Below are 9,807 nucleotides of genomic sequence, written 5' to 3' on the forward strand. Positions count from 1 at the left end.
GCAAGTATAAAGAGTAACTTATTTTATCAAAGTGTTTCATTTTGTAGCACGCTTTATATTGGCTAAATGTGTAGAATAGTTACATGAAAAATTGTGGCTACCGTTCGTGGATTTAACAAAATAGAGATAATCAGTTTTTGCAGGAAAGATTGCAGCCTTGATTGCATCAAAGCTTACGTTACAAACAGGAGCCTCTGGAATGCCGCTGTAGAGGTATGTATTGTAGATTGTTGTATCCTCTTTTATCATCTTTGGAGTGACTCTAATATGTGAATATTTTCCATAATTTAGAGTTCCGTCCATCTGCAATTTCATGCCTTTCTTAACTCTGTTGTATATAACAGAACTTACAAGCGGCATCTCCTCTATATTTGCTGATTCCTTCTGAATGATTGATGCGATTGTTACAAAATGAAACCATTTTTTCTCATTATATGTTCCAAATATCTTCATAGACAGATTTTTCATCTGCAATAACGACTCGCCTAAAAGTATTTTAATTACCATTTTTTCAGTTATTCCCTTTGGCAAACTGTATGTATTAGGGACAAACGCTCCCTCTATCTGTTTTGTTTGCTGCTCATACTCTCTTTGGAGTAAATCTCTATTTAGGTTTAGTTCACTAGCTAACTGCTCAAAGAAGATATATGTAGTCTCGCCGGGAATTAAAGTAACATTTTGCAGCGGCGCTTTTGCAGTGGTTAGTTTATATAAGAAATCGCCCCTTGTGCTGATATTAACGCCGATGTTTATCCACCCACTTTGAGGAGAGCCGATAAATCTCAATAACAGAGAGTCAAGTTTGTTTACATTAAAATTTTTGTTATTCAAATGTGTTATAATCTTATTAATTGAACCCTCGGGAATATATATTATTTGAGGGGATTTTATAGGCTTATTTAGGTAGTACATGAATGACAGCATAATAATCAGTACGATATCAAAAATCCATTTTGTGCTACTTAGTGCTTTATCTTTCATATTTCTACTGCTCTTTAGTTCATTTATACTTCTTCAAAACGGGATATATATACAAAACATATCATTCCAAAATATTAAAGTTGAGAAATTATACATTAAATGGGATGAAAAAATAACGCTGAGTGCTAAAGAGATTAGTATCGCCAAAGATAAGAGCGATGATAACTCCAGGATAAAGCATCAGGAGATTTTTAAAACTATAAAAGAGATACTCCCTTTTACAAACTGGCTCAAAGAGTTAGAGATTGAGAAGTTTTTATTTGCCGACATTGTGGGCAGCGTAAAATATATAGATGACAAAGAGGGATACCTTAAGCTTGCATCAGAGAGTTTTACTCTAAAGAGTTCCCTGATGCCAAATAATGACTTCTTAGATATAAAAATTAACGAGCTTAAAGCCTTAGATGAGAGAGTAAAAATCAATGGCAATCTTATCTTAAATGCGAAAAAAAAGCTGACTTTTCAAACACGCTTAAATATAACTATAGACAATATGACAAAACTAGACTTATATGCTCATGGAGATACCCAGAAATTAACTTACGAGCTGGAATCTAATCAAAATATAAAAAGCATAAGAGAGATAGTAAATCTTTTTGATTTGGATGCAAATATTAAATATTGGGTATATGATGCCATAGAGATGTCAAGTTTGTCCATAGAGAGCTTTGGCGGCTGGGTTGAGTATAAAAACCTTGATAAGGCATATTTAAACCTGCATGCAAAAGCTACTGCAAATACTCTAAATTATACGTATGATCAAAAACTCGCCCCTGTAAACTCTGTGAAGACTGATTTGGAGTTTAAGGACGGAGTGTTATATATTAGACCAAAAGAAGCGTACTCTTATGGTTTTTTTCTTGATAAGAGCTGGTTGAAAATTGATTTTTCAAAAAAAAGCGAACTCTTAACGCTTCATCTTCTTTTTAAAGCACAAGCAAATAAAGATATTGTTTCTTTGTTAGATAGATATGAAATCAAACTCCCCTTTGTCCAAAAAAAAGGTCTAGTTGATGCAGATTTGACTCTTGAGGTAGATTTACGAACGCTTAATGTACAAGCAGATGGAAACTTCTATGCAAAAGAGGCACAGATTGAGTATCTGGGCTTGGATATTGACATATCAGATGCAAACGTATTTTTAAAAAATACATATGTAAAAGTAGGTAGCATGGCGGCAAAATACAGAGATATTGCTTCTGCGGATGTTGCTTTAGAGTTTGATGCAAAAAAATCAAAAGGCAAACTGACATTTATATTTGACAAGATTGACTCAAAAGAGAATAACCTGACACTACAAACAGCTAAAAAACCTCTTCTTGCTACATATACAATCGCTCCAAAAGGGGATTTTATATCAATAGATAAATCCGCGTGGAGATATAAAGAGCAGCCAATAAACATGCAAGCGACGCAAATACCTTTTGATATGAAAAATCTTAAAGCTTATCTTAGGGAGACTATTTTAGACTTTCCAGGTCTTGGTTTGGTTTTGGTTTCTGGAGATATATTTTTTAAGCCAAATAGAGCTGATTTAAATATAAATTTGTTAGAGTCACACCATTTAGACGTAAAACTAAGTAGCCCATACCCGTCATTTCATCTCCTGTATGAGGGGCAAACGCTTTATCTCTCTAGCAAAAAAACAATCTCCCTTGAGATAGATGAAAAAAAAGCAATAGTTGAGAATTTGGCACTAACTATTACGCCGGAATCTATTGAAGCTAAAGATATATCTCTGAATTTTGATGATGTTATAAAATCAACGGTTGGCTTAAATTACAATCTAAAAAACTCAACAGGAGTGCTAAATCTTCAAAACAGCGAAATTAAAGATAGTGATTTTGGTGAAATATTTAAAAGAGATAAAAATATTGAGCTTTTTGTAGAACAAAAAAATGATAAAACTATCATAAGTTCAAAGGAGTATGATTTTGAATATCTGCGTGATGGCAACAGTTGGATAGTGGATCTAAAATCTATAGAAAAAATTTTCAACGACTCAGAAATTTTAAAAAAATATGATTTGACAAACGGAAGTTTAAAAATAGAAAAAAGAGAGGATCAACAAAGCATAAAATTTTCTCTAAACAGCAGATATAAATATAAATTTCTAGCAGAAGATGAGCCAATAGATAACTATTTTATAAATGGAAAATATGACACAAACACAAAAAATATCAACCTTGCTATTAACAATACGGTTTATGTACAAATAGGGGACGATATAAACATAAAAGCTCAAAACACCGGAATAAATATACAAGAGATTATAAACTTCTTTAACAAAACAGAGAATAAACAGGAGAAGAAAAAAGATATAAAACTTACCTTTGAAGCGATAGATTCATACTTGTATCTGACAAAAAACAAACGTATAATTTCTGATAAAATTAATTTAAAATATCTCAACGGAGCTCTCTCTGCCGAATTATCACACGGCAAAGGAGCCGCTTTTTTTACTCTAAAGAGTGATAAACTGCATATTTATGGAGGAGGGTTTAATGATGAGTTTATGAATAAACTTTTTGCACTCTCTAAATTTAAGGGCGGTTCCTTTGAGTTTGCTATAAGCGGCTCACTAAATGAGTATGAAGGAACGATGTATATAGAAAATACTACTATTCTTGAGTATATAGCTTTAAACAATATTCTTGCTTTTGTAAACACTGTTCCATCTTTGGTAACTTTTTCTCTCCCAGGGTACAACAAAAAAGGAGTAGCTGCTAAAAAAACATATCTCAACTTTAAATTTAAGGATGATATCTATAATGTAAGTGATTTCTATCTTGAATCAAAAGAGATTGAGATTGTCGGTCGCGGGGAAGCAAGTATCGAAAAAAATAGTATAAATTTAGATTTAAACTTAAAAACGGATTTGGGCAGTTCTGTTTCAAAAATACCGCTTGTCGGATATATTCTTCTTGGAGAAGAAAGTATTTCTACCTCGCTAAAGGTTACAGGTGCTCTGGATAATCCTGATGTATCTACTCAGGTAGCAAAAGATATAGCCGTAGCGCCTTTTAATATCATAAAAAGAGCTCTTACATACCCGCTTGAACTTTTCAAAGACAAGGATGAAAAAAAGAAGTAGGAGTTTTTCTACTCGTTTCTAAGAACAGTCAATATATCGACTTCGCTAGCTTTTTTTGCAGGATAAAAAGAGGATATAACAACAATAGCAAATGCTCCCGTAACTATAAAGATAAAATCTTTAAGGCTTAAATCAAGAGGTAGAGTAGATGTAGGGTAAACATCTTTTGGTAGATGCACTATATCAAACGTGCTAAGTATCCATAAACCGCTCATGCCGAGTGCTACACCTGCAAAAATACCGCTGACACCTATTACAATTCCCAAATATAAAAATACTTTTTTAATCTCTACAGGGGTAGCGCCAAGAGATAAAAGCAGTGCTATTTCACTTCTTCTGTTCATTACGGTCATTAAAAGCGAAGATATAATATTTATAGCAGCAATGAGTATGATAAGCATAAGAACAATAAATAAGGAGGCTTTTTCAAGCTCTAATGCCGCAAAAAAGTTTACATTATCTTCCCACCACCCTTTTATAGATGCACTTTTAGGGAGATGCTCTTTTATTCTGAGTATATCCATATGCGGATCATCAGAGAAGATATGGATTCCGCTGTAGTGATTGCTAGGTAGCCCCATAATAGCCTGAAGAGAGGCAAGTGTCGTATAGCTATATGCTTTGTCATAAGCAGATAGTCCGGAGTCAAAAACTCCACGAACGTTAAATCTTTTAATCTTAGGAGTAACCGACATCCCGCCAGGCTCTACATGTGTAAATATATACATAAGCTTATCATCGAGATAAAGATTCAACTCCTCTTTAAGCGATTTTCCTATTAAAATATCAAACTTATCAAAATTATTTTTTTTAATAGCCTCTTTAAGTACGCTGTTTACCTCTGCTTCGCTATTAAAATCAACCCCAAAGATGTATCCGCCCTCAAGCTTTGAACCACTTCTTGCCATAACGGATGATTGCACATATGGACTGAATTTTAGATTTGGAAATTTTGATTCTAATTCTAAAAGAAGATTTTCATCAACGGCTCCGTAAAATTTTGGAATAACCGTTAAAGGGTAGTTCATTATAGTTAATTTCTTTTTAAATTCATTGTCAAAACCGTTCATAAGTGCCATGGCTATTATAAGAACCATTACCCCTAAAGTAATGCCCAAAAATGCCAACAATGCAGATAAAAAGATAAATGGCTGCTCGCTGTCAAAGCGTAAAAATCGCTTTACTAAATAGGGAACAATTGATGTTTTCAAGAAGTAAATACACCTTTTGCTGCAAATAACCCTTTCTTGGGACCACTTTTACCGCAGCACAGTTTGTACTTTTTGCCGCTTCCGCATGGACAAGGATCATTTCTTGATACTTTTTTTGTCTCATTATCTTCTTGAAGGAGGTTGAACTGCCTTGCTGCTTCATTTATTTTTCTCTCTATCTCCAAACGCTCTGCTACTTTTTTTGCCTCTTCTTGTGGGTTTTCAACTCTAAACTGAACAACATGAAGAGTTTTTATGGTATTGAACTTAATATCGGATATAAGCTCCGTAAAGAGATTAAAGCTCTCTTTTTTATACTCAACAAGAGGGTCTTTTTGATTATATGCACGAAGTCTTATGCCTGTTTTCATATTGTCCATGGCGTAAAGATGCTCTCTCCAAGCGTTATCAAGCTCCTTGAGGTAGAGCTCTCTTTCTATCTCACTGCATATATTATCATCAAGTACGCTCATCTTCGCATCATAATTGCTTTTAACACTCTTTAATATTGCTTCACGCAACTCTTCATACTCTAGCGCAGAGAAATCATCTACTTTAAGCTCTATATTAAGCTCTTCATGTAACAGTTTAAAGACTTTTTCTAAATTAAAATCCTCTTTATCGCCACCCTCAAAAATATCACAACTATTTAAGATATGCTCTATATATTCAGCTCTGATTTCGTTTATTTTTGAAGATGTATCAAATTCAGCATCAAGCAGTTGGTTTCTAAATCTATATACTATCTTTCTTTGCTCATTTGCAACGTCATCATACTCTACAATATGCTTTCTGCCTTCATAGTGCATATTTTCAACTTTTTTCTGAGCCTTTTCAACCGCACGTGTTACCATTTTTGACTCTATATATTCGCCATCTTCAACACCGAGTCTCTCCATAATGCTTTTAATCTTGTCGCTACCAAATATACGAAGAAGATTATCTTCAAGCGAAAGGTAAAACTGCGTAGTTCCTAAGTCGCCTTGACGTCCGCTTCTTCCTCGAAGCTGATTATCTATACGACGGTTTTCATGTCTTTCAGTTCCTACAATATAGAGACCGCCAAGTTCTCTTACTTCATCATTTACTTTAATATCAACACCGCGTCCTGCCATATTTGTAGCTATTGTAACTGCTCCTTTAGCACCCGCATTTTTTATGATTTCACCCTCTTGTGCATGATTTTTTGCATTTAGCACTGTGTGAGCTATTTTCTCTTTTTTGAGCATCTCGTGAAGTGCTTCAGATTTGTCGATAGAAGCGGTACCGATAAGAACAGGTTGACCTGATTTTGAGAGTTTTTTTATTGTGCTTATAACGGCTTCAAATTTCTCTTTTTCTGTCTTGTAGATAAGGTCGTTTAAATCTTTTCTAGTAATAGGAATATTGGTAGGAATAGAGATGACATCAAGTGAATAAATCTGAGAAAATTCTGATGCTTCTGTTTGTGCAGTTCCTGTCATTCCCGCTAGTTTATCATACATTCTAAAGTAGTTTTGAAATGTAATATCTGCTAAAGTCTGTGTCTCTTCCTTGATTTCAACACCCTCTTTTGCCTCTAATGCTTGATGTAAACCCTCAGAATAACGGCGTCCTTCACTCAGACGACCGGTAAATTCATCTACAATTACTACCTCTGCGTTATTTACAACATAATCTACATCTTTTTCAAAAAGATAGTTTGCTTTTAGCGCTTGATCTAAGATATGTGAAAGCGACGCATTTTCAGGGCTGTAAAGATTCTCAACCTTAAACAGCTCTTCTGCTTTTGTTATACCCTCTTCAGTTAGTAGAATAACCTTATCTTTTTCATCAACGCTAAAGTGTTCATCCCTAACAAGCTTAAGAGCTATTTTATTTGCATCACTAAAGTCCTGGAGCGTTCTGTTTGTAGGTCCGGAGATAATAAGCGGCGTTCTAGCTTCATCAATCAAAATACTGTCAACTTCATCTACTATAACAAAGTTATGACCTCTTTGAACCATCTGCTCTTTAGAGTAGCTCATATTGTCTCTTAGATAATCAAAACCGAACTCGTTATTCGTTCCGTAAGTTATATCAGCGCCGTAAACTTCTCGTTTTATGGACGGTTCATACATGTTTTCTGTAATAACTCCTACGCTAAATCCCAAAAATTCATACAGAGGTCGCATCTCGTTACCATCTCTTGATGCAAGATAGTCATTGACTGTTACAAGATGTACACCTTTGCCCGTAATCGCATTTAAAACTATCGGGAGCGTTGCCACAAGCGTCTTACCCTCGCCTGTCTTCATCTCTGCAATTCTACCCTCATGCAGAACAACTCCACCAATAAGCTGAACATCAAAGTGTCTCATATTGAGTATTCTAACACTCGCCTCTCTTGTAATCGCAAAGGAGTCAACAAGAACATCATCTAATGTTTTATTACCGCTTAAAACACTCTCTTTAAGCTCAGAAAATGCACCTTTTAACTCATCATCACTAAGAGCTTGATATTTGCTCTCTAAAGTATTTATTTTACTTACAATCTTTGTATATTTTTTTAATTCACGATCATTTGTAGTACCAAAAACTTTACCCATTAATGCCTGTAGCATTCGCAACCTTATTATAGATAAGTGCGCGCTTTACGCCCACCCATCACTGAAATTCTTTTTATTTTATCATACTTATAATAATAATTTACATAAATCATAAAATCATTTTTCTTAAAATTAATACTAAACAATATGTAAACAATCTCTTAGCTATAATTTTCAAAAATCAGGGATATACTATGAAACAATTTTTTCTTTCTATTTTAATAAGCATGCAACTTTTTGCATCACTTGAGCAGATTACTTCATTTGAAGCAGACTTTACGCAAAGCATTACGGATGAAAAAGAGAAGGTATTAATCTACCATGGAAGCATAATAGCCCTAAAACCGCAAAATGCCAAATGGAGTTATACAAAACCAGTTCATAAAGATGTTTATATAAACAATTTTAAAGTAACTATAGTTGAGCCTGAAATTGAACAGGTTATTGTTAGAAGACTAGAATCAAACTTTGACTTCTTTAAAATAATATCTAATGCTAAAAAAATCGATGAAAATGTATATGTAGCCTATTACAGAGATTCTAAATTTAGCATAGTTAAAAACGGCAACCTGATAGAGTCTATATCCTACTTAGATGAGTTTGAGAACAAGGTTAAGATAACTTTTGAAAATCAAAAACAAAACCACGATATTGACAAGTCGCTGTTTATCCCGAAGTATCCGTTGGAATTTGATATCATTAAAGATTAAAAAAAAAGTTTTTTAAAAGAAATTTTATCTGCAAGAGAACTCAATATGAGTCTCTTGCAAAACTGTTTTAGATTATAGTTTATAATCTTTTATAAGGTTAAAGTTTAGATATTTGTATATCTCGCTCTCTTTGCCCACTATTTTTTTAGTCTTCTCAAGGTACTCTGCTGGAGTAGGAATACGTCCAAGAATTGCACATGTTGCAGCTAACTCTGCGGAGCCAAGATAGACCTGTGCGCCTTTTCCTAAACGGTTGTCAAAGTTACGAGTTGATGTAGAAAATACAACAGCATTATCAGCAACACGAGCCTGATTTCCCATACATAAAGAACATCCTGGAATCTCGGTACGAGCGCCTGATGCGTTGAAAATTGAATAATAACCATCTTCGGTTAACTGTTTTTCATCCATTTTTGTCGGAGGACAAACCCATAGAGTCGTAGGAACCTTGCCCTCGCCTTTTAAGACTTCCCCGAGTGCACGGTAGTGACCGATGTTTGTCATACAAGAACCGACAAACACTTCATCTATTTTTGTAGGACGCTCTGATGCAAGAACCTCGCTCAATGTTGCAACATCATCTGGGTCATTTGGACAAGCTACTATTGGTTCTGTAATCTTGTTTAAATCTATTTCGATTACAGCTGCGTACTCTGCATCTGCATCTGGCTTCATTAATGTCGGATTAGCTAACCAATCTTTCATCTTGTCAATACGACGCTGTATAGTACGCTTATCTTCATAACCAGCTTCAATCATTGACTCAAGTAGAGTAACATTTGATTTTAGATACTCAATTACAGGCGCTTCATTCAAAAGAACAGTACATGCAGCGGCTGAACGCTCAGCGGATGCATCTGAGAGCTCAAAAGCCTGCTCGCATTTCATATTCGGCATACCCTCTATTTCCATAATACGGCCAGCGAAGATATTTTTCTTGCCTTTTTTCTCAACTGTCAAAAGCCCCTCTTTGATTGCCTGATGAGGAATAGCATTAACAAGGTCACGAAGAGTGATTCCAGGTTGCAACTCTCCCGTAAAACGAACAAGAACAGATTCAGGCATTGTAAGAGGCATTGAGCCTGTTACTGCTGCAAACGCAACGATACCAGAGCCACCAGGAAATGAGATACCTATCGGAAAACGTGTATGACTATCAGCTCCCGTTCCAACAGTATCAGGAAGAACCATTCTGTTTAACCATGAGTGGATAACTCCATCGCCGGGGCGAAGTGCCACACCAG

General features: G+C 35.0%; 6 protein-coding genes. 2 read left to right on the forward strand and 4 right to left on the reverse strand.

The features are described 5' to 3' along the window. Positions 1-36: 36 nt before the first annotated feature. Positions 37-981 carry an endolytic transglycosylase MltG gene (mltG, locus tag M0Q17_RS04495; RefSeq protein WP_295083741.1) on the reverse strand — a complete coding sequence of 315 codons (945 nt, stop codon included), beginning with the start codon at positions 979-981 and terminating at the stop codon, positions 37-39. Between mltG and M0Q17_RS04500 the strand changes: the two genes are divergently transcribed. Then, on the forward strand, positions 911-4,075 hold the full coding sequence (locus M0Q17_RS04500; protein ID WP_295083744.1) for an AsmA-like C-terminal domain-containing protein: 3,165 nt from the start codon (positions 911-913) through the stop codon (positions 4,073-4,075). The genes mltG and M0Q17_RS04500 overlap by 71 nt on opposite strands. Positions 4,076-4,083: 8 nt before the next feature. Here M0Q17_RS04500 and M0Q17_RS04505 read toward each other — a convergent pair whose 3' ends face one another. Together M0Q17_RS04505 and secA are read right to left on the reverse strand one after the other, a co-directional pair. Then, the gene (locus M0Q17_RS04505; protein WP_295083746.1) at positions 4,084-5,286 is read right to left on the reverse strand and encodes an ABC transporter permease; all 1,203 of its coding nucleotides are present in this window, start codon (positions 5,284-5,286) and stop codon (positions 4,084-4,086) included. Next, positions 5,283-7,868: a preprotein translocase subunit SecA gene (gene secA, locus M0Q17_RS04510; protein WP_295083748.1), complete on the reverse strand. Its 2,586-nt coding sequence runs from the start codon at positions 7,866-7,868 to the stop codon at positions 5,283-5,285. Before secA ends, M0Q17_RS04505 begins: the two co-directional genes overlap by 4 nt. A gap of 179 nt (positions 7,869-8,047) precedes the next feature. On the opposite strand from secA, the gene lolA reads away from it, so the two are divergent. Then, entirely contained in the window at positions 8,048-8,563 is a 516-nt protein-coding gene (gene lolA / locus M0Q17_RS04515) for a LolA-like outer membrane lipoprotein chaperone (protein ID WP_295083750.1), read from the forward strand. A 72-nt stretch (positions 8,564-8,635) separates the two neighbouring features. On the opposite strand, the gene M0Q17_RS04520 is transcribed toward lolA, so the two are convergent. After that, the coding region (locus tag M0Q17_RS04520; protein WP_295083752.1) for an aconitase family protein at positions 8,636-9,807 on the reverse strand (1,172 nt) is incomplete at its 5' end.

It is taken from the genome of Sulfurimonas sp. (assembly GCF_023229105.1).
Lineage (GTDB): Bacteria > Campylobacterota > Campylobacteria > Campylobacterales > Sulfurimonadaceae > Sulfurimonas.